Origin of the sequence: Massilia sp. DJPM01 (assembly GCF_030348125.1) — a bacterium.
Classification (GTDB): domain Bacteria; phylum Pseudomonadota; class Gammaproteobacteria; order Burkholderiales; family Burkholderiaceae_D; genus Telluria_A; species Telluria_A frigida.
On the sequence record NZ_JAQOZV010000009.1, the window covers coordinates 82,676 to 103,406 of the forward strand.

The following is a 20,731-nucleotide window of genomic DNA, read 5'->3' on the forward strand; positions in this document are numbered from 1 at the left end:
CTTACATGGCCGCGCCGTGCGGCGCTGCCCACGTTGGAACCGATCATCGCGCCTCACTTCATCAGCAACTTGCCGCGCGAGTGGCGGCTGCTCGCAACGCGTTCATGACGCGCTGTGTTCCCAGGTGCCAAAGTATGAAAGGAAAATGTGGATGAATTGTGGATTTGTCATCATCATTTCGTGATGACACACTTCTGTTATGCATCGCCGCAACACTCGTCATCGCGGCGCCCACGCTTCGGCGCCTACCCTTGCGCGATCGGGAAAAAGACCGGAAGATGCCGCACAGTGCCTGCAAGCCTGCGTACACTCAATAGTCGATCCTGTTCGATGCGGACTGGCGGTCAATGGTCCAACCTGTAGCGTCCTATGTTGCCCTCCCTCCAAGTAACACGACACCTGATTCTGTTCGCCACATGCGTGCTGATGTGCTTTCGGGCCGAGGCCACCAACGCGGTTGGGTTGGACACCCTGCGTCTGGCCGGCGACCTGACTGGTGAAACACTTGGCCTGCGCTTCGTGCGCGACCCACGGCAAACCCTGACGATTGCTCAAGTGAGGACACTGCCGGAAGACCACTTTGCGCCGGTGCGCCAGCGCGATGTGAATCAGCGCTTGCAGCGCGGCGACTACTGGCTCAAGACATCGGTCCACAACCCGTCCAGGGCCAGCATCGCCTGGGTGCTGCGCCATCCCATGCCGATTACCGACTACGTTGAATACTGGATTTTTACGAATGGCGCGCTGGTGGCCCACGCCCGGGGAGGCGACCGCACCCTGGTCTCGGAGCGGCAAATTCCGTATCGCATCGCGAGCGTTCGCCACACTTCCGACGCGGGACAACGATCGGAGGTCTATATCCGTTTGCGCAACACACAGGCGTCGCCCATGCATTTGACCTTTGCCCTGTCCGATGAAGCAGCATTCTTACGAAAAATGGCAAACGATCAGCTATCGATGGGCGTCTTTTACGGCATTCCCCTGGCCCTGGTCGTGTACGCGCTGTGCGGATGGCTCATCAACCGAACCCGTGGCAGCCTGGTGTACGCAGGCTATGTGCTCGCCGTCATGGGTTCCTGGCTGGGAATCAATGGACAATTGGCCGAGTACGTCTTTGTGGGCCGGCCGGACATCGCGAATTTCATGCTGGTGATTTTTTTCTTGCTCGCGACAATTGCCAACTGTCTGTTCGTGCGGGAATTCCTGCAGACCAAGCGCTTCATGCCGCGTTTCGACAGGTATTTTTGCGGCGTCATCGCGCTTGCGCTCGTGGGGATCGTGTTGCGCACCCTGGGCCTTCAGGTCGCGGTTGTCCAGGTAACGATCGCACTGGTATTGACCCATGCCATCGCCCCCGTGCTGGCGATCGTCGCCCTGCGTGGCCGGGCGGTCTTTGCGCGCTGGTATCTGCTAGCGCAACTGGTGTACAGCACGGCCCTGATCGTCGGGATTGCCGGGGTCCGGTATGCGGAACTGAGTTATGACAATTACTTCTTCTACTGCCAGCTGGCGTTTATCGCTGAACTGGTGCTCCTCGGCGTGGCCCAGCAAGACAGGGTGCGCATTCTCCAACGCGAAAAATCGGCGTTCGAGCAGAAGTACAACACGGCGCTCCAGCTCAATAACGCCGAGCTGGCCCGGCAACTGGAACAACGCACTGGCCAGCTGCGGGAAGCGCAACAGCGAACTGCCTTCATGGCCTCGGTGAAGACCACAACCGGCCGCATCGCCAACGGCGAATTCGGTGTGCGGCTCGCTCCCGGAGAGTCGCCCGAGTTGTCCGAGCTGGCCAATAATGTCAACGTGATGGCGGAATCGCTGTCGCGCCTGGAAGGGGCGCGCAAACGCTGGATTGCCGATATCAGCCATGAATTGCGGATGCCCCTGTTTTCCCTGCTATGCGAAACCGAGGCCTTATTGGACGGCGTAAGAACGATCAACAAGCACGCCATCGCCTCCATCCATGAAGAAGTGATGCGGCTGTCCCGGCTGGTGTCGGACTTGCATGAAGTGGCGTTAAGCTATCTCCGCCCGCTGCCATGTACTTTTACGAGTTGGCAACTTGCAGAGCTGTTGACGAAGAAAAAACACGCGTACCTGCGCCACGCGCAGGAAAGAGGTCTGCGTTTTACCCTGGATGTGCCGCCCGGTTTCTTGCTCGTAAAATGGGATAAGGGGCGCTTCGAGCAGTTGTTGGATAACCTTGTTCAAAACAGCCTCAGTTACACCGATGCGCCGGGAGAACTTGCTCTTTCGATCCAGGCCGGGCCGGAGCGCGTATCCATCACCCTCCAGGACACCTCGCCCGGCATCGGGCCGGCCGATGCAAAGCACCTGTTTGAACCGCTTTACAGAGCCGATATCGCGCGCAGCCGGCGCGCCGGTGGGAGCGGGCTGGGCCTGTCGATTTGCCAGGCCATTGTCCACGCACACCATGGGAGCATCTCTGCCGAGCCGTCGCCGATGGGCGGGCTGGCAATCCACATTGATCTGCCTCGTTCCATCGATAAAATATGAACCCCAGCGCGCACGAAATAGTCATTGTCGACGATGAGGTCAAGCCGGCCCAGGTCATCGCCGAGTACCTGCAACGGGAGGGCTTGCGCACCGCGCATCTCCTTGATGGCCTTGGTGCGCTGGCGTACGTCAGGCAACACGCACCCAGCGTCGTGATCCTGGACGTGATGCTGCCCGGGCTCGACGGGATCGAGGTCTGCCGGGCCGTGCGCCAGTTTTCGATGGTGCCCATCATCATGCTCACCGCGCGGGTCGGGGAAGCGGACCGCATCCAGGGCCTTGACATCGGTGCCGACGACTATCTGTGCAAGCCCGTGAGCCCGCGCGAGATCGTCGCCCGCGTGCGTGCCCAGCTGCGCCGCGCCAGCGGAACGGTGGCCATGGCCCAGCACAGCCATGGATTTGTGGTGGAGGAAGCGGCGCAACGCATCCGGTGGCAGGGCAAGGTGCTACCGCTTTCCCAAGTCGAGTACCGGCTGTTCAAGACCCTGCTGGCCCAACCCGGCAGAATCTTTGAACGGGAAGCCCTGCTCAATGCCAAGGATTTGCTGGGGCGTGCCGTCAACGATCGCTCCGTCGACAGCCATATCAAAAACATTCGCAAGAAAATCAAGCCGTACACCGGCGACACCGACGTCATTTTTTCCGTCTACGGCGTCGGTTATCGTTTCGGCGATGGATAAATGCAGCGCGCTGCCGCCCCCCCCCCGCACCGCCTTACACCATCACAGTCCGGTTGCGCCCGGTGTCCTTGGCCGCGTAGAGCGCGCGGTCGGCCCGTTCGATCATGTCGTCGATCGCTTCGCCATCGATGTAGCGGGTCAGGCCGGTCGAGAAGGCGATCCGCAGGGCGGGGACGTGGGCGCTGGCCGGTGTCAGCGCGAGCGCCGCGCGCAGCCGCTCGATCCCGCTGTCGGGGTCGCCCGGCGGCTTGGTTTCCGGCAGTAACAGCAAGAACTCCTCGCCTCCCCAGCGTGCGACCAGGTCGACGCTGCGCAGCTGGGCGCAGGCCTGCTTGGCGAAGGTAATCAGTGCCTCGTCACCGACACGGTGGCCATAGGTATCGTTGACGTTCTTAAAATAGTCGATATCGGCGAGCGCTACCGCAAAGCCGGGTCCGCCGCGCGCGTGCCGGCTGATGTGCTCCCCCAGCAGGGCGATCATGTGGTGCCGGTTGGTCAGCCCGGTCAGTTCATCGTGGGTGGCGACAATCTGGATGCGCGCCAGCGCCCGGGCCAGTTCATCCTTCTGGGTGCGCAGGCGCTTGCGCATCTTCGATACCAGCACCGACAGCATGGAAATGCCGGACAAGCAGGTTGCCATCATGGCGAAATACATCAGCTCCAGCGGGCCTTGATAGACCTGCGGGTCGGTGTGCACGCGCCATGTCATGACCATGGCCATCAGGCCCAAGGTATAAAACAGCACCACCCGCACCTGGCGCGTGCTCATGTCGAACATGCCGAACACGGTGACCATGGCCAGGAACACGATGGTGGCGGTGTGAATCGGGCCGCACACCGCATACGCGAACGCGACCACGGACTGCGCCACCAGCGCCTGCGGGAAAGCCAGGGTGGTCTGGCGCAAGCGCAGATTGAAGCCGCAGCGTATAAGAAAGTAAAACAAAGGGGCGGTCAATGCCAGCAAGACAGCGAGAACCCTGATCTGTTCAACCGGGAACACAGCGTACAGGACGCCGAAGGCCAGCAGCGCAAGACAGACCGTGTACATCGCCGCGGTCGTCAGTACCATCATGATCGCGCGCCGTTGCTTGCGCTCGTCGGTCAGGACCAGGCTGGCCAGGCGCTGCATCCAGCCCGGGGCTGCGCTAGCGTCGAGTTCATTTCCAGCTGCCGTTGCTCGCTTCATCAGAGATCCACCCGTTCGTGACCATCGTCACCCGGATCAATTATCCACGAACCGCCGCAGGCGAGCCGTTCGCTTAGGCGGCAACCACAGCAGTCCAGCGCCGCGTCGGCGCAAGCGCTTTGTCGACCGCACAAGCTCCCGCATGCTCGACAACGGCGATGTACACGCGCTACCTCTGCGTCACCGTACAGCGCCGGTATCGACCCGGCTGAAGCGGGCGCGTTCGCGCGCATCGTTGCGGCCGGCGCTGGTGTGCGGACCCACCCGCAACCAGTCTGGCCAGATGAACAATATTGTTAAATTAATGTTAACTTTAGGTTAAATTTATCTGCTTTGAACTGTACAAAAATTCACATTCGTATTAACATCCCGCCCTGATGGAGCCGCGGCAACCTGGTTCCATTCCCTTATCCATTTCTACTGCCACCCATCAGCAAATAACTGCGCCTGTCCACATGCCTTCGGTTTTCGGGCGGAATCCGGCTGGGCGCACATATTTTATTTGCCGATGGGGTGGCAATAAAGAGGGATAGCGGTAGGCGCCGATCATTGATCGGCAATGTCAATTTTATGAAGGAAAAAAAATGAACGCACAAGCCGGAAATCAAGTAGTTGTTGAAGATCAAGTAGCAGCTAACGAAATTCAAGAACTGTCGCTGGACGAAGTTTGCGCAATTTATGGCGGTCACGGCCGCCAGGCTTAATTTTCGTTAATTAAGCGCTAGCCCTGGTAGTGATGGGGCCTGGTACGAAGGCGGCATGCATGTGCCGTCTTCGTACTCTGCGCAGAGCAGCATCCATTCAATCGACAACGGCTGATAACTGACATGAGCGGCACGAATAAAAAAATGGCCATCGATTCGCCCGCCAATGCGAGGGCGCCGCAAGCACTGGCTGATGCGCCCCCGACACGTGCATTGCGCGTGCTAATCGAAGGAACCGATTTGACGGGCAAATCGACCCTGGCCGCGGGACTGGTGGCGCGCCTGACCGACAGCGGTATTCAAGCCGCCCACCAAAAAGGATATTTGTACCGCAATCCCTTCCTGCGTTTGCTCGGCAGATGGGAAGCCAACAAATACGCGCGCAGCGCCATGCTGAACTCGATGTATATCGTCTCCGGCTTGATCGACGGACTGATTGAAACGATGCGCGCAAAAGATCCTTACGTCCTGGTCTGCGAGTCCTATGTCGACCGCGCCATTGCCTACGGCATTGCGTTGCGGCTGGGCTGGATCAGCAAGCTGGCGTTGACACGCACCCGCTGCTTTCCGCGCTTCGACCTGTGCATCCTGCTGCGCTGCGACTATAACGAACGCATCAGCCGGCGTGAAAAGAGGGAAACCGTCACGGTGACCGACCGCTTGACGACCAGGGATCAGCATACCCATGAGGCGATCGCCAACTCGTATGCCATGCTGGTCCATCGCCACAGCGCGGTACTGATACTCGACACGGACGAAGCCGATGCCGAGGAAGTCTTGAACCGCTGCTTTGATTCGGTTATTCAGCTCTTGCGCACTGGTGCGTACGGCACGCACGGAAGGCTGATTGAAGGAGGCAAGAACATTGCTAGTGATTATTGAAGGATCGGATTTTTCCGGAAAATCCACGGTCAGCGCTGCGCTGGCGAGCAAACTGCGCCAGCACCAGGTCGCCGTCGACGTGCGTCCGGTCATGCTGGTGCGCGGCCCGATCGAGAAACTGGTCGATCATATCCAGGAGCACCCGTCGATCCCGGCCTTCGTGCGCGCCGCCGCCTTCAACCTGGCGTGCGTGGTCGATGCATTCGCCTTCCGCAAGCGGCGTGGCCTGGTCACCATCCAGGAAAGCTGCCCCTTGCGGGTGCAGACGCATAACCTGCTGCGTGGGCGCACCTGGTGTGCGCGCATCCTGGGCAAAGCCCTCAGGCATGGCACCCAGCCCGATATCGCCGTGTTCCTGCAATGCTCGTTCGAAGAGCGGCGCCGCCGCTGGCGCGCATCGAACTCCACCGACGTGCGTGACGAGGTTCGCTTCATGCATGAGGAAACACTGAATCGCTCGCTGGATCACACGCTGCAAACCTTGGCGCTCGATCACGGCTTCCGACTGATCAGCAGTGAACATACCGCGGCGAATGCACTCGCTGAGGAATTGTTTGAAGAAATTATCTCAAAGAGGACACAACAATGAACGCCCAATGGTGTACTGGCCCTTACCCCGCCGATCTCCCCGTCAAGCAAATCTATGCCTTGATTTTCGATGCCCAGGGCCGCTTGCTGCTGCAGGACGATGGCGGCCGCTACAACCTTCCTGGAGGAAAACCGGAAGCGGGCGAAGACTTGATCCTGACGCTTCAGCGCGAGTGCCTCGAAGAGTCGCAAGTGACGATGCGCGCCATCCAGTATCTCGGTTACGTGCGGGTCGGCGATGCGCAGGGCGACTACGCCCAGGTGAGGATGGTCGCCAGCCTGGATATGGCGCTGCCGGTCGGCATCGACATCGCCACCGGAAAATCCTACGGGCGGGTGATGGTCGAGCCGGAAAAAGCCATCGCATTACTCGGTTGGGGCGAGCACGGCAGGCAGCAAATTGAATTCGCCGCCTGGATCTTCTCGCATTACATGAAACGAACCGCTCTTGCGCATGACATCGAAAATTTACCCGCCGGCCTCTACTGATCGGCAAGCCAGGCTGGCGCCGGTCGAAGTACTTCCGGGTATCTGGATCAGCGGCGCACCGAATCCGGAAGAATTGCTCGCCATCGGGCCAAACAAGATCGTCTGCCTTTGCCGCACGCCGGTAGCAACCGGATTTGCCGAGACCTTGCAGCTGCCATTTCCCTTCTGGGAAATGAGCGCGGCGCGGATCGAGGACACCCTGGCGCGTATCGTTGATTTCCTTCAGAAATCCGATGCCGGGGTGTCGCTGATCCATTGCCGCCTTGGACGGGACCGCTCGGGATTTGTCGCCCTGTCCCTTCTTCTGCGTTCCGGCGACAGCCTGTCAGCCGCCATCGCCCGCTACAAACGCGACACCCGGCGCCCCTTGCCACGCTTTGGCGCCATCCACCTGCTCAGAACCATCGGACGGCCATCACATGCTCAGCTATGACCTGATATCCCCGAAAGGCGGAACCATCTGCGCATCCAGGGCCCAATGGCTCAGTGGCAATGAGGCCACCACCGCCCTGTGGGCCTTGGAACTGGCCCGCCGCGGCCATGCGGTGCGGGTGTTTTCTCCCCAGTCGCCGAGCGAGGCCGCCGACGGTGTCGAGTGGCTTCCGATCGAGGCATTCGACAAGACCGAGCCGGCCGACGTGGTCGTTTCCTATCGGTCGCCAGCCATCCTGGCGCGCTTGCCGCAGCGGGTGACGTCGATCCTGTTCTTTGGCGACCGGCCGGCGGCCGGCGCCGACGACCTGGGCGGCGCCGAGTGCGATTCGCTGTGGTTCAATTCGCTCGTTCATTGGACCATGTACCGGCCCTTCCTGCGCCCCGGACAGCGCTTTCACATCGGCTGTTGCGGCTATGACGCCAGCGTCTTTACGCCGGGCGCAGCGGTCGCGGCCCATCGCTTCATCAACTCGGCCTCGCCCTACCGCTCGCTCGGCAACTTGCTGAGCTTGTGGCCGCGCATCAGGCAAGCCTTGCCGGACGCCGAACTGCATTTGACGGGCGGCTATGAGCTGTGGGGATACAGCCCCGAGCACGCGCGCGAACTGCTCGCCAAGGATGTGCCGCATGCACAGGTCGAGATCCCGGGGATCGTTCGCCACGGCGTGCTGTGCCGCGACGACTACGCCGCATTGCTCAAGAGCTGCGCCTTTTATCTGTACCCCACGACCTATCACGAAACCTGCTGCATCGCGGTGCTGGAAGCGTCGGCGTGCGGCGTGATTCCCATTATCTCGTCCGTGGCCGCCCTGAAAGAAAGGGTGATCGACGCCACCAGCGGGGTACTGGTGCCGGAATCGGCGCATTGGGAAAACGATTTCCTGCGCTGCACCGTCGCCTTGGCCCAAGATGCCGATGCGCGTAGCGCCATGTCGTTTCAAGCGGCGCGCCATGCCACCTTGTTCACGGCGCGCAGGGTGATCGATGAACTTGAATCCCTGGTCCGCGCTATCCGGGCTGAAGCAAGCTGAGCCCCGATAACTGAGGACAATTTCTTGCACATCAAAAAAATCTGGGTCGCCACCGCGGCAGTGGCGATCATCGTCCACCATCGCTGGGATAGCGCCGAGCAAGTGTATCGGCGGGTAGCGCGCGCCGGCTTGCCCAATCTGGCCATCTATCTGATTGCGACCGACCCGCACGCGATTCCAGAGGCGAGCGCGGCATGGTCCGGGTGCACCCTGCTGATCCCTCCCGCCTGCCTGGACATCGGCAATGCGCGCCGCTTCGCGCTGGAGCACGCCAAGGAAGATTTTATCGCCTACCTCGACGAAGATTGCATTCCGCTCGATTCGTGGTTCGATGCCATCGCGCACCTGCTCACCGATGAGCGGCAACATCATGACGTGGTGTTCGGTCCCCGCATCGAGACCCATAGCAGGGCCTCGATCGGCGGCATGATACGGCGCGGCGAATCGCTGGGATCGCGCAAATTGATGGCCTATATGGCGCGATCGTCGCATCAGGGGGCGCCCCTGGAATACGAGCTCAGCGGATGCATCGCAGGCGGCAACTTCATCGTGCGGCGCACTGTGGCGCTCGAGCTTGGGGTGTTCTCGGACCTGTTTTTACGCTACACCTTCGAAGATGTCGATTTCCAGCTGCGCGCCCAGCAAGCCGGCAAATCGGTGCTGTTCATGCCCACCCTGGCGGTGATCCACGATCATCCCATCAGCATGCTCGGTCTGGCGCGCAAGTCGCTGGCGGCCGGAAAAGGCTTGTTTCTCTGCTCCAAAGTGCACGGATCGCGCTTCAGCGCCATCTGCCGCTGGCGGGTGTGGGGGCCGGCCTTTAAATGGCTCGCCTTGCTGGGCCTGGTGCTGGCCAGCGTCACGGCCTCCGGCTGGACCCTGCTTCCCCTGTTCCTGGTGGCCTGGCTCTTCCTTGCCTGGAAAGTGGGCGCCGAGTGCGCGCTACCGTGGATGGTCGGCAAGCCGGTACGCGACCTGGCGATGTGGCTGGGATGGATCAGCGCCTATGTACGTTTGGAATGGATGGCAATCGAGCCAACCGGAAAAGAGACCTGAGATGAGTCAAACACCGATGAATCAAACACCGATGAATCAAACACCGATGAATCAAACACCCCGTTTTTCGGTACCCTGCGCCGCTTCGGCGGCATGGCTGGACGCGCTCCTGCCGGACAACCGCAGCCTGCTGGCGCAGCCGATCGATGCGCTGCTCAGGCAAAAACTCGACACCGGATTGCTTGACCGCGCGCTGGCTATCCTGCACCTGAACTCGTACGCCGAAGGCTTGGCCAATGCCTACTCGGACATCGATGTCATGGTGCTGCTGGAAGCGCCCGTCGAGGGGCATGGCGCGGAATTCTGGCTGCCCATCGTGCTGCCGGGGGCGCGCCTGGATGTGTATTTCGTCACGGCCGACCTGATCCGCACCCGCTTGCAGGAAGCGGCACGCTTCGACCTCGCGCGCATCATGTTCCTGCATAAAATCAAGACGGCGCGCGTCGTCCAAGGCGAGGCGGCGTGGGCGCGCGTGCTGGACGCGCATGACTGGAGCGGCTTTCAGGACAAGCTGGTCGGATGGCACGCCGACAACCTGGCCACCTTGCTGGAAGACGCTATCGGCAACCTGAGCGACGGCGACCCGCTCTCCTCGGCCCTGAATGCGCGCTTGCTGGTGGAACGGGCCATCGACGGCTACCGCGCCTCGCTCGGCGATTCGCAGCCGCGGCCGAAGTGGCGCAGCAAGAAGATGCGCGCCCTCGGTTGCGAGCTCGACTCCTATCTGGCAACCCTGTTTTCAGCCGCGCCGGACAGCGTCGAGGATGGCGCACGCTTCCTCGGACAGTGCGCGCGCCATGCGCAGCACCTGCAGTTGCTGGCCTATTTTCCGGGCCTGCGGATCGGCGCGCCATCGCCGTTCGGACAGGGCCTGTATGTGCCCCCCTGCGCGGTGCTGTCGCGCCAGGGCGAGCGCTTCATCGTGCACGCGCCGCGCCCGGTCCTGGCCATCAGCCGGGAGTCGGCATTGGTGTGGCTGCTGGCCCCCTTGTGCGCCAGCCTGGATGAACTGATTGCCATGCTTGGTAGCGCGATCGACAACCCGCCAGGCCCCGCCCGCATCGCCGAACTCCTCGAGCGGCTGGTGCGCGACCAACTCTTGCGGGTGAGCCCATGACGACCAGTCCAGGCGCCAAATCGTTCATCCGCAAGGAGGTGCTCGATCACATGCGCCAGCGGCGCCTGAGCGGTCCGGTCATTCCCCGGGCCTTGACGCACCGCTGGATCACCCTGATCTTCGCCGCGCTCGCCCTGGCCATCGTGGCATTCGTCATCGTGTTCGAGTACGCGCGCAAGGCGCACGTGAGCGGATCCTTGCAGCCGGGCGAGGGCTTGATTCAATTGCAGGCGCTCCAGGCCGGCGTGGTGTCCGAGGTCAAGGTAAAGGAAGGCCAGGCGGTCCAGGCGGGCGACATCCTGTTTGTGCTGAGCAATGAGAGGGTCAACGCGACCAAAGGATCGGCCGCACGAAATATCAGCGCCATCATCGAACATCGTCATGGCAGCCTGGTGGCCGAAGAAGGACTGTTGCAACAACAGCTGGAGCAAACCCAAGCCTCCCTGGCATCGAAGGGCGAGGACTTGCGCCAGCAGTTGCAACAGGTCGAGCGCCAGATTGCCCTCCAGCAGCAGCGCCTCGCGCTGGCCGAGCGCGCCCTCGACAAAGCGCGCGATCTGGCCAATATGAAATACCTGTCCGATTCATGGCTGCAAAACAAGGAGGCCGACCGCATCGAGCAGGAAACCAAGATGCTCGAATTGCAGCGCTTGAAACAGACCGTGGGCCGCAGCCTGACCGACAATGCCGCACAGGAGCGCGAAGCGCGCCTGCGGGCGACCCGCGACAAGTCCGCCATCGGCCGCGACATCGGGAGGGTCGAGCAAGACTTGAACGATAACGAAGCCCAGCGCACGCAACTGGTGCGCGCCGCCCGTGCCGGCATGGTCAGCGCCATCACCGCCCACCCCGGTCAAACGGTGCTGGCCAACCAGACCCTGGCCAATTTTTCTCCTTCCGGTTCGCCCTTGCAGGCGGTATTGCAGGTGCCGTCCTCCGCGATCGGCTTCATCAAGCCGGGAATGGAAGTGCAGATCCGCTATCGCGCTTATCCCTATCAACGGTTCGGTCAGTTTGCCGGCCAGGTCGACCGGGTGTCGTTTACGGCCTTGCAGCCAGGGCCGCAAACGGCGGCCGAAGGGCTGTATCTGGTCTATGTCAACCTGAAAACACAGCATGTCAGCGCGTCGCGCGAAGAACGCCCATTACGGCCCGGCATGCAGCTGGACGCGACCGTTATTTTGGAAAAACGAAAATTGTATGAATGGGTGCTCGATCCTGTTCGTAAGTCTTGACGGAACATGCACATGAATCATAAACACCCCGGCCTGCGCTTTTGGGACCGTCCCCAGGTCCCGACACTGCTGCAGATCGAAGCGGCCGAGTGCGGCCTGGCGTGCCTGGCCATGGTCGCCAGCTATTGGGGACACGAGATCGACTTGCCGAACATGCGGCGGCGCTTCTCGGTGTCGATCAAGGGAACGACCCTGAACAGCATCATCTCGATGGCTCAGCGACTGAACCTGCAACCGCGGCCGGTCAAGCTCACCTTGCCGCTGCTGGCGCAGCTGAAATTGCCCGCGGTCCTGCATTGGAATATGAACCACTTCGTGGTGCTCAAATCCGTCCATCCCGGCCATGTGATCATCAACGATCCCGCCGTGGGCGAACGCAAGCTGCCGATGTCGGAAGTGGACAAGCATTTCACCGGCATCGCCCTGGAGCTCACCCCCAGCCAGCAATTCGAGAAAGCCAGCGAAAAACAAGGATTGAGCCTGAGCTCGCTTCTCGGGCGAAGCAGGGGCATCGGCAAGGAGCTGGCGCAGTTGCTCACCCTGGGCATTGCGCTGCAAGTGTGCGCCCTGGTTGCGCCCTTTTACCTGCAGTGGGTGATCGACGAAGTCCTGGTCGCGCAAGACCGCGAACTGCTCACGGTGCTGGGAATCGGCTTTCTGATGCTGGTCGCCTTGCAGGTATCGATTGGCGCGGTGCGCTCCTGGATTACCTCGCTGCTGGCGACCAATCTCAAGTTCCAGTGGCTGGGCGATACCTTCGCCCACCTGCAACGGCTGCCATTGCCCTGGTTTGAAAAACGCCAGCTGGGCGACATCGTGTCGCGCTTTAACTCGATCGAAAACGTGCAGCGCACGCTCACCACCCAATTCGTCGAAGGCGTGATCGACGGCTTGCTGGTGGTGGCGACACTGATCGTCATGCTGATGTACAGCCTGCCGCTGGCGGCTGTCAGCATGCTGGCGGTGGCCATCTATTTCATGATCCGCTGGATATTCTTTCGTACCCTGCGCAATGCGACGGCGGAGCAAATCATTCATGCGGCGCGACAAAACACGATTTTCATCGAGTCGACCCGCGGCATTCAAAGCATCCGGCTGTTCGGCAAGGAAGATGAACGGCGCATTTTCTGGCTCAATGCCCTGGCCGATCAATTCAATGCCGAGCTGCGCATCGCGCGCGTGTCGATTTCATTTCAAACGGCAAACACGCTCTTGTTTACCCTGGAACGCGGCATTGTCATCTGGATGGCGGCGCTGGCCGTGATGGATGGCGCTTTTTCGGTGGGCATGCTGTTCGCCTTCCTGAGCTACAAGGATCAGTTCAGCCAGCGGATTGCCGCCTTGATCGACAAGATCTTCGAGATGCGCATGCTCGGCTTGCATGCCGAACGCATCGCCGATATCGTGCTGACCGAACCGGAGCAACGGGGCGATGTGCCCGAAGTCGATGCCGCGGCGGTCGAACCGGCGATCGAAGTACGCAACCTGGCCTTCCGCTATTCGGACAGCGAACCCCATATTTTCAAGAATTTGAATCTGACAATTCCTGCCGGCCAGTGCGTGGCCATTACCGGCCCATCCGGTTGCGGCAAGACCACCTTGCTGAAGGTCATGCTGGGACTCTTCGAGCCGACCCAAGGAGAGATATTCATCGATGAAGTGGGGCTTGCGCGTTTTGGACTGAGCAACTACCGCCAGCTCATCGGCACGGTGATGCAGGAAGACCGGCTGTTTGTCGGCTCCATCGCCGACAATATTTGCTTCTTCGATCCGACCCCGGACCTCGAGCACGCGCACAGCTGCGCCAAACTGGCGGCGATGCATGCCGAGATCGTGGCCATGCCCATGGCGTACGACACCATTCTGGGTGACGCGGGCTTCGGCCTGTCGGGTGGCCAGAAGCAGCGGATTCTGCTGGCACGCGCGCTGTACCGCCGGCCCAAATTATTGGTGCTCGACGAGGCCACCAGCCATCTGGATATTTCGAACGAGAAGGCGGTCAATGCCGCCATTCAAAACATCGCCATGACCCGGATTCTGGTCGCGCACCGCCCGGAAACCATCGCCATGGCTGACCGCATCATTGTCCTGGAAAAGGGAAAGATCGTCAGCGATGTGACGCATGCGCACGCCGCACCGGCACCGTGCGCCGAAGCGATGGAAATGCCATGCTAATCAATCGCCAGCAATTCCCCATCCTGTTCGCCTGGGTTCCTTACGACGGGGTGGACGCCAATGAGGTCCCCTTGCTCGAAGGGGGAACCAATCAATATCCGCACTATCGGTCCAGCATCGATTACCGGACGTCGCACTACCCGGGCCAGCGGCAGCAGTGCGGCCGGCCAATGAACGTCGGTGCCCTGCGCGCGCTCGATGTGGCGGGCTGGAAGTGCTTGCTCGCCAACTTCAACGCCATCGCCCAATTGGCCGGACGCGACCCGATGGGGCGACTGTTATGCCTGTCGCACACTTGCCTGAGTCTGCCCTATATGACGAAGGAAGCGGCGGGACCGCGTATTCCGGCCGCCATCGCCAACGCCTTCAAGGTCTTTCGCGGCGTGGCCTTGTATGCCGAGCATCGGCTCGCGTATAGCGTTGGCAACGCGGGCGACGACCTGTCGATGTATGCCTATACCGAACGGCATGGCCTGTTTGTGGGCGCGCACGAATCGTGCCCCGCGCCACAGGCCATGGTCGACGCGATCGAGGCCGACATCTTCCGGTTTCTCGACCAGGCGCCTGGCGCTGACGCACACGCCATCGGCTTGCCGCAGGAAACCCTGGAGCGCGCACTGAACGTCGGGATGCTCAATATCCTCTACCATGTGGCGACCGCCTGCTTTTCCGCGATCTATTTGTCCAGGATGCCGCAGTGGGAAGTGGAATCGCTGCCGCGCATTCCGTTCACCTTGGCGGCCATCGACAAAAGCCGCGCAGGACAAGGTAGCGAATTTGTCGCGGGACTGACACGATTGTTCCATTGCGCCGAAGTCGACCGCGCCATATGGCAGCGCTTGCTACATCGTTTCATTGCATTGACGACGACCCCTGAGCTGCCGTCGCTGACATCGACGTATATCGAGATCGTTGCCTTGATCAATGCCGACCTGGTCGCGCTGCTCGGTCCGGACACAACGCGGCTGGCGCCGTCCGTGGCCGACATGACGGCCGTGGTGACGCAACTGATGCGCATTCGGTAACGCGCCGCGCCAGCCGGCCCGGCGCGCTGCTTGCTACGGGCGGGAGCGTCTGCGGGCACCGACAGCGAGAACGCCCAAGCCCAGCGCCAGCATGCCGTAGCTGGCCGGTTCGGGCGCCGGCGTGATGTGGAACACGGCATTGCCGGTCCAGCGCAAGGTATACGATGCCGAGCCGCCCGGCCAGTAAGCATGCTCCTTGACCTCAACGCCGCTGATCGCATGGCCGCCGGCAACGCCCTCGCCCCACGGATCGGTGCTCCATGCCGTATAAAAATTGAGGGCGCCGCCCGGGGTATAGGAAAATTCAAACAGACCGCACATGAACACTTCGGGGCCGCACCCGCCGACATATTGCTGGCTGTTGAGGACAAAGGACGTGGATGGTCTCCTGAAGAACCGACAGCTTAGCAAATGAACATCCCCAAACTGTCGTGCGAACGCCGCATCGACACCAAAATATCCGGCTCCCTGGCGCGGCCCCGACCTGACAAGCGCCGGTAGCGTCGTGGGCACGCCAGCCGGGCGCTGACGTGCCAGCCCGCTGCAATTCCGCAAGCGTGCGGTAGCCGCCCTTGCGCAGCCTTACAATATTGTTTTAACCACCACGGTGCGCCCGCCCCTATCCAATGGCCCACATTCACCCAACCGGCTGGCAAGAGATGGCGGTCACCGGCACCGCCGTGCGCGAAATCGACACGCTCGGCTATCTCGAACGCCGCCTGGCCGATGCGCCCTACCGCATCTACCACGGCGTGCACTGGACCAACGTCGAAAACGGCTTTTCCGTTTTTGGCGAGATCGATTTCATCATCGTCGCGCCCAGCGGGCGCATGCTGCTGATCGAGCAGAAATCGGGCTTGCTGAACGAAACGGCCGATGGCTTGGTCAAGCATTACGAGGGCAAGCCGCGCAAGGTCGCCAACCACCTGATGCGCTCCATCAAGGGCCTCACGGAGCGCTTCGGCAGCGAGCTATCCATCGATTACCTGCTGTACTGCCCCGACTACATCGTGCGCAACCCGCACCTGGCGGGCATCGACCCGCGCCACATCATCGACGCCACCAGCAAGGACCGCCTGGCGAACGTGATCCGCGACATCCTGCCCGTCACCGATGGCGCGCCCGGCGAGCAGTTCGAGAAGGTCACCCGCTTTCTCGGCAACATGCTCAGCTTGCGGCCCGATCCCAGCGCCATGATCGGCAATGCCGCCGCCATGGTCACGCGCCTGTCCGGCGGCCTGGCCACTTGGGCGCGGCGCCTGGAATTTGCCCCGTTCCGGCTGCGCGTGGTGGGCACCGCCGGCAGCGGCAAGACCCAGCTGGCCCTGGCCGAATACGGCGCCGCCATCGAGGCCGGCCTGTCGCCCCTGTACGTGTGCTACAACCGGCCGCTGGCCGATCACATCGAACGGCTGGTCCCCGCCGGCGGCCGGGTCGCCACCTTCCACATGCTCAGCGACGCCTTCCTGCGCGCCCAGGGCCACATTCCCAACTACGCCGCGCCCGGCGTGTGGGACGAGATCGAAGCGCGCATGGCCGGCGCCGAGCTGCCGGAATCGTGGAAATACGACGTGCTGATCGTCGACGAGGGACAGGATTTTTCCATCGCCTGGCGCGATATCCTGCTGCGCATGCTCAAGGCCGACGGCCGCGCCATCTGGCTGGAAGACCCCAACCAGAACCTGTACGGCCGCCCCGCGGTGCCGCTGCCGGGCTGGGTCAAGCTGCATTCCGATACCAACTTGCGCAGCCCGCGCCAGATTGTCGACATGCTGGCCTCGATCGGCGCGGTGCACCCGCCGGTGGAAGCGGGCAGCCCGTTCAAGGGGGCCGATATCGAGGAACTGATGTATCCCGAAGGCGATACCGAAGCGATGCTGGCGCAAACCCGGCGCGCGGTCACCCTGTGCCTGGGCGCCGGCTTCGCGCGCCACGATATTGCCATCGCCTCGTTCCGGGGACGCGAAAAATCGGCCATCCTGCGCCTCGACAAGCTCAGCGAAGCCCACACCCTGAGATCGTTCACCGGCGCATACGACCTGTTCGGCAATCCCATCTACCGGGACGGCGGCTTGCTGGCCGAATCGGTGTACCGCTTCAAGGGCCAGTCGGCGCCGGCGGTGATTTTCACCGAGATCGATTTCGCCCGGATCGACGAACTGGTGCTGCGCAAGCTCTTCGTGGGCATGACCCGGGCCAGGCTCAAGCTCGTGCTGGTGCTCAGCGAACGGGCCGAACAGCAGCTGCTGGACCAGATCTGATGCCTGGCGGCCGCCGTGTTGCCGGATGCGAAACGATATGGAAACCTGCCGGCATGCCGCGTGTCCCCGGTGCGACGGCCAGGAACGCCTGGCGATCCGCACAAGATTTGTGTCGGATTGTTTCCAACACCCCTTTGGAAACCTTGACCGCGATGTCAGGCGGGTTCCCTACATCGTGCGGAAACAACGATCCGGTCTAATGGGCCCTCGTTCTCGCGGCTTGCCATCCTGGCCTGCCGTGACGGCGCCACCCTGACTGGAGAGAATCAATGAACGCACTGGGCATGTACACCGCAACATCGCCGCTACGCACCGTGGCAAGCCTCATGCTGATGGCGGGAGCGATCTTGCTGTCGGCGGCCGCATGGGCACAGCAATTCGGCCCCAGCGGCCTGGCCCGCACGGAAACCGTACGCCACGAATTCGACGGCGCAAGAGAGGCGATCCAGGTGCGGGTCGATTTCGCGCCGGGCTCCTCGGCCCCGAAACACACTCACCCTGGCGTGGAAATCACCTACGTCCTCAGCGGAACAATCGTGGATGAGATGGATGGCCAGACCATCCGGCTCCAGGCTGGCGAGTCGCTGTACATTCCGGCCGGCGCCGCCCATTCGGCAAGGAATGCCGCGCCCGGCGTCAGCGCGGAACTGGCAAGCTACCTGGTGGAAAAGAACAAACCCCTCGTCGTGCTCGACAAGTGAGATTCTTCCAAGGAAGCGACATGAACCGACAAGCTGGAGCGGGCGATCCAGTCGCTGCTGGCCGAGGCGCGCGGCGGCCCGGTGGACACGGCCCTGCTCGCTCCCCCCATGCACGCCGAGCAGCTTGCGCCCGACCTGCGCCAGCTCGATTCGGCCGAGACCTACGTTGGCTGCAGCCAGGCCACCAATTTCCGCTCGCCTGAACCGGTCCGCCCCGGCATGCCGCAACAATACTCGGTGGGCGCGCTCGCCCTGAACCAGTGGGGACTGTCCGGACCCTGGACCGTGAATGCCGAATCGGCCGTGGCGGGACCAGCGGGAAGCGGCATCGTCCACCAGTTCAGCGCCCGCGACCTGCACCTGGTGATGGGTGCCGGCGCACGCGGGCGCCAGGTGCGGATCAAGGTCACGCTCGACGGCCGCGCGCCAGGCGCTGACTACGGGGCCGACATCGATGCCGACGGCAATGGCCTCGTCACGGACACCCGCCTGTATCAATTGATCAGGCAATCCGGATCGGTGCGGCAGCGGCGCATCGAGGTCCGTTTCCTCGACAACGGGGCCGACGTCTATGCCTTTACCTTCGGCTGACGGCACGCCGGCGCGCTTGCCGCTCAGGGCGCGCCCGGCGCCTCCAGTGTCCGCAGCACCAGGCGCGCTTCCAGGCCGCCCCCGGGGCGCGCGTGCAAGGTCAGGCTGCCGGCAAGCGTGAGCGCCAGCCGGCGTGCGATGGCCAGCCCCAGGCCGGTGCCGCCGGTGTCGCGGCTGCGCGAGCTTTCGAGCCGATAAAACGGCTCGAAGACCGCCTCCAGCGCCGCCTCCGGAATGCCCGGCCCCCGGTCCAGTACCCGGATCGTGATGACAGCGCCGGCGGAGCGCTCCATCACGATCTCCGCCTGGCCCGCATACTTGATGCCATTGTCGACCAGGTTCGTCACGATCCGGCGCAAGGCGCCCGGGCGCGTGACGACTGGCGCGCCGCTGCGGCGGGTGAATCCGACGTCGGCGCCGCTGTCGCGGTAGTCGAGCGCGATGGCGTCGAGCAGGTCGTCGGGATCGATCGCGCGCGCCGCTTCCAGCAGGCCGTGCATGGCGCGCGCGTAACCAATCCCTTGCCGCGCCAGGTCTTCGAGTTGCTGCAGATCGTCGATCAGGCGTTGCTGCTGCGCGGATTCCTCCATGAGGTCGACGCGCAGGCGCATGCGCGTGATCGGCGTCTGCAAATCGTGCGAGATCGCCGCCAGGATACGCAGCCGTTCATCGACATAGGCGGCGATACGCCTTTGCATGGCGTTGAAGGCGCGCGCGGCGCGCACCACTTCCGACGGTCCCTGTTCAGGCATGCGGACCGGGCGCAGGTCCGGCCCGAGCGAATCGGCGGCGTCGGCAAGGGTGAGCAAGGGCTTGATGGCCAGGCGTACCGCCAGCCAGCAAGCCAGCGCCACCAAGGCCAGCTGCCCCGCCAGCAGGTAGGGCAGCCGGGCCGACAAGGGCAGGCCGCGCCGTGGCCGGAAGTCGACTGTCAGCGGCTGGCCGTCCGACAGCCGCACATGCACCTGGAAGCGTTCGGGGCCGCCCTCGAGCGCATGCGCGCTCAATGCGTAGCCCGGTGCCAGCGCGCGCGTGGCCGACGCCAGCAAACGCAGCGAGTACGGCGATCGCACCGGTGGCCCGGCCAGGCCGGCGTCCGACGAGAATCGGTAGCCGCCGCGGGCGAGGCGCGGCAGCCAAGCGGTCGATCAGGGCGACGGCGGTGCGCAGGTCGGCCTCGACATAATCGATCATCGCCCCCATGCTGGCGTCGTTGCGTTCTTCGATCGTCAGATAAGCGGACAGGAACTGGGCCGCGGCCAGTCCCGCCAGCAAAATGAGCGACAGGCGCGCGAACAGGCTGGCCGGCCCCAGCCTGCGCAAGCGGGCGACGATGCCGCTCACGCCGGATCCGCGAGCGGGGTGACCGGACATGACAGCACATACCCTTCGCTGCGCAAGGTCTTGATGTAGCGCGGTTCGCGCGGGTCGTCGCGCAGCCGCTGCCTCAGGCGGCTGACGAGAATGTCGATCGAGCGGTCGAATGCCTGCGCATCGTGGCCGTGGGTCAGCTCCAGCAATTGATCGCGGGTCAGCACCCGTTGCGGATGGTCGAGGAAGACCCGCAGCAGCCGGTATTCGGCGCTGCTCAGGGCGACCGCGACATCGTCACCGGCGAGCAGATCAGGCGCGCCGGCTCGCTCACCTGCATGTTCGGTGGAAGCATGCGCGTGCGGCGCAGCACCGCCCTGATGCGCGCCAGCAGTTCGCGCGCGGCGAACGGCTTGGACATATAGTCGTCGGCGCCCAGCTCGAGGCCGACCACGCGCTCGGTTTCATCGTCGCGCGCGGTGAGCATCAGGATCGGAATCGTACGCTGCTTTCCCGAGCGGATTTCGCGGCACAGGACCAGCCCGTCGTCACCAGGAAGCATGATATCGAGAACGATGAGGTCCGGCGTCGACCGGGCAAGCGCGGCCCGCATCGCGCGGCCATCGGCGACCGCCGTACAGCGCAAGCCCTGCTTTTCGAGATAGGTGCTCAGCAACTCACGAATGTCGCGGTCGTCATCCACGATCAGGACATGGTCGCTTTCTGCCACGGCTTTCCTTT

General features: G+C 62.7%; 17 protein-coding genes and 2 pseudogenes. 15 read left to right on the top strand and 4 right to left on the bottom strand.

Annotated features, from left to right (window positions below):
- The first annotated feature begins 369 nt into the window (after positions 1-369).
- Complete coding sequence (locus PO883_RS08630) at positions 370-2,517, top strand: 7TM diverse intracellular signaling domain-containing protein (RefSeq protein ID WP_289309390.1); 2,148 nt, start codon at positions 370-372, stop codon at positions 2,515-2,517.
- Positions 2,514-3,200 carry a response regulator gene (locus PO883_RS08635; RefSeq protein WP_289309391.1) on the top strand — a complete coding sequence of 229 codons (687 nt, stop codon included), beginning with the start codon at positions 2,514-2,516 and terminating at the stop codon, positions 3,198-3,200. The genes PO883_RS08630 and PO883_RS08635 overlap by 4 nt, the downstream gene beginning before the upstream one ends.
- A gap of 34 nt (positions 3,201-3,234) precedes the next feature.
- On the opposite strand, the gene PO883_RS08640 is transcribed toward PO883_RS08635, so the two are convergent.
- Complete coding sequence (locus PO883_RS08640; RefSeq protein ID WP_289309392.1) at positions 3,235-4,389, bottom strand: diguanylate cyclase domain-containing protein; 1,155 nt, start codon at positions 4,387-4,389, stop codon at positions 3,235-3,237.
- 827 nt (positions 4,390-5,216) lie between these two features.
- Between PO883_RS08640 and PO883_RS08645 the strand changes: the two genes are divergently transcribed.
- From PO883_RS08645 to PO883_RS08690, 10 genes are read left to right on the top strand one after another with little or no spacing between them, the layout of a single operon-like run.
- Positions 5,217-5,975, top strand: a complete 759-nt coding sequence (locus PO883_RS08645) for a hypothetical protein (RefSeq protein WP_289309393.1) — start codon at positions 5,217-5,219, stop codon at positions 5,973-5,975.
- Positions 5,941-6,564: a hypothetical protein gene (locus PO883_RS08650; protein WP_289309394.1), complete on the top strand. Its 624-nt coding sequence runs from the start codon at positions 5,941-5,943 to the stop codon at positions 6,562-6,564. The genes PO883_RS08645 and PO883_RS08650 overlap by 35 nt, the downstream gene beginning before the upstream one ends.
- Positions 6,561-7,052, top strand: coding sequence for an NUDIX domain-containing protein (locus PO883_RS08655; RefSeq protein ID WP_289309395.1), 492 nt, complete (start codon positions 6,561-6,563; stop codon positions 7,050-7,052). The genes PO883_RS08650 and PO883_RS08655 overlap by 4 nt, the downstream gene beginning before the upstream one ends.
- The gene (locus PO883_RS08660; protein WP_146046665.1) at positions 7,018-7,485 is read left to right on the top strand and encodes a tyrosine-protein phosphatase; all 468 of its coding nucleotides are present in this window, start codon (positions 7,018-7,020) and stop codon (positions 7,483-7,485) included. The genes PO883_RS08655 and PO883_RS08660 overlap by 35 nt, the downstream gene beginning before the upstream one ends.
- Positions 7,472-8,518, top strand: coding sequence for a glycosyltransferase family 4 protein (locus tag PO883_RS08665; RefSeq protein WP_289309396.1), 1,047 nt, complete (start codon positions 7,472-7,474; stop codon positions 8,516-8,518). Before PO883_RS08660 ends, PO883_RS08665 begins: the two co-directional genes overlap by 14 nt.
- A 24-nt stretch (positions 8,519-8,542) precedes the next feature.
- Positions 8,543-9,574 (top strand): glycosyltransferase family 2 protein, encoded by a 1,032-nt coding sequence (locus PO883_RS08670; RefSeq protein ID WP_289309397.1) that lies wholly within the window; start codon positions 8,543-8,545, stop codon positions 9,572-9,574.
- Positions 9,575-9,620: 46 nt separating this feature from the next.
- The gene (locus PO883_RS08675) at positions 9,621-10,691 is read left to right on the top strand and encodes a hypothetical protein (RefSeq protein ID WP_289309398.1); all 1,071 of its coding nucleotides are present in this window, start codon (positions 9,621-9,623) and stop codon (positions 10,689-10,691) included.
- Positions 10,688-11,926 carry an HlyD family secretion protein gene (locus tag PO883_RS08680; protein ID WP_289309399.1) on the top strand — a complete coding sequence of 413 codons (1,239 nt, stop codon included), beginning with the start codon at positions 10,688-10,690 and terminating at the stop codon, positions 11,924-11,926. Before PO883_RS08675 ends, PO883_RS08680 begins: the two co-directional genes overlap by 4 nt.
- 12 nt (positions 11,927-11,938) lie before the next feature.
- Positions 11,939-14,101, top strand: a complete 2,163-nt coding sequence (locus PO883_RS08685) for a peptidase domain-containing ABC transporter (protein ID WP_289309400.1) — start codon at positions 11,939-11,941, stop codon at positions 14,099-14,101.
- Entirely contained in the window at positions 14,095-15,126 is a 1,032-nt protein-coding gene (locus PO883_RS08690) for a hypothetical protein (RefSeq protein ID WP_289309401.1), read from the top strand. Before PO883_RS08685 ends, PO883_RS08690 begins: the two co-directional genes overlap by 7 nt.
- 33 nt (positions 15,127-15,159) lie before the next feature.
- On the opposite strand, the gene PO883_RS08695 is transcribed toward PO883_RS08690, so the two are convergent.
- Positions 15,160-15,447 (bottom strand): PEP-CTERM sorting domain-containing protein, encoded by a 288-nt coding sequence (locus PO883_RS08695; RefSeq protein WP_289309402.1) that lies wholly within the window; start codon positions 15,445-15,447, stop codon positions 15,160-15,162.
- Positions 15,448-15,752: 305 nt separating this feature from the next.
- Between PO883_RS08695 and PO883_RS08700 the strand changes: the two genes are divergently transcribed.
- The 3 genes from PO883_RS08700 (at position 15,753) to PO883_RS08710 (ending at position 18,679) form a co-directional block, all read left to right on the top strand.
- Positions 15,753-17,387, top strand: coding sequence for an ATP-binding domain-containing protein (locus PO883_RS08700; RefSeq protein ID WP_289309403.1), 1,635 nt, complete (start codon positions 15,753-15,755; stop codon positions 17,385-17,387).
- Between the two features lie 269 nt (positions 17,388-17,656).
- A complete protein-coding gene (locus PO883_RS08705) occupies positions 17,657-18,088 on the top strand; it encodes a cupin domain-containing protein (RefSeq protein WP_289309404.1) in 432 nt (143 codons plus the stop codon).
- Between the two features lie 81 nt (positions 18,089-18,169).
- Positions 18,170-18,679, top strand: a complete 510-nt coding sequence (locus PO883_RS08710; RefSeq protein ID WP_289309405.1) for a hypothetical protein — start codon at positions 18,170-18,172, stop codon at positions 18,677-18,679.
- Between the two features lie 23 nt (positions 18,680-18,702).
- Here the strand turns inward: PO883_RS08710 and PO883_RS08715 are convergent.
- Positions 18,703-20,023, bottom strand: a pseudogene (locus PO883_RS08715) (ATP-binding protein).
- A pseudogene (locus PO883_RS08720) lies at positions 20,020-20,720 on the bottom strand (response regulator). Before PO883_RS08720 ends, PO883_RS08715 begins: the two co-directional pseudogenes overlap by 4 nt.
- Positions 20,721-20,731: the final 11 nt, after the last annotated feature.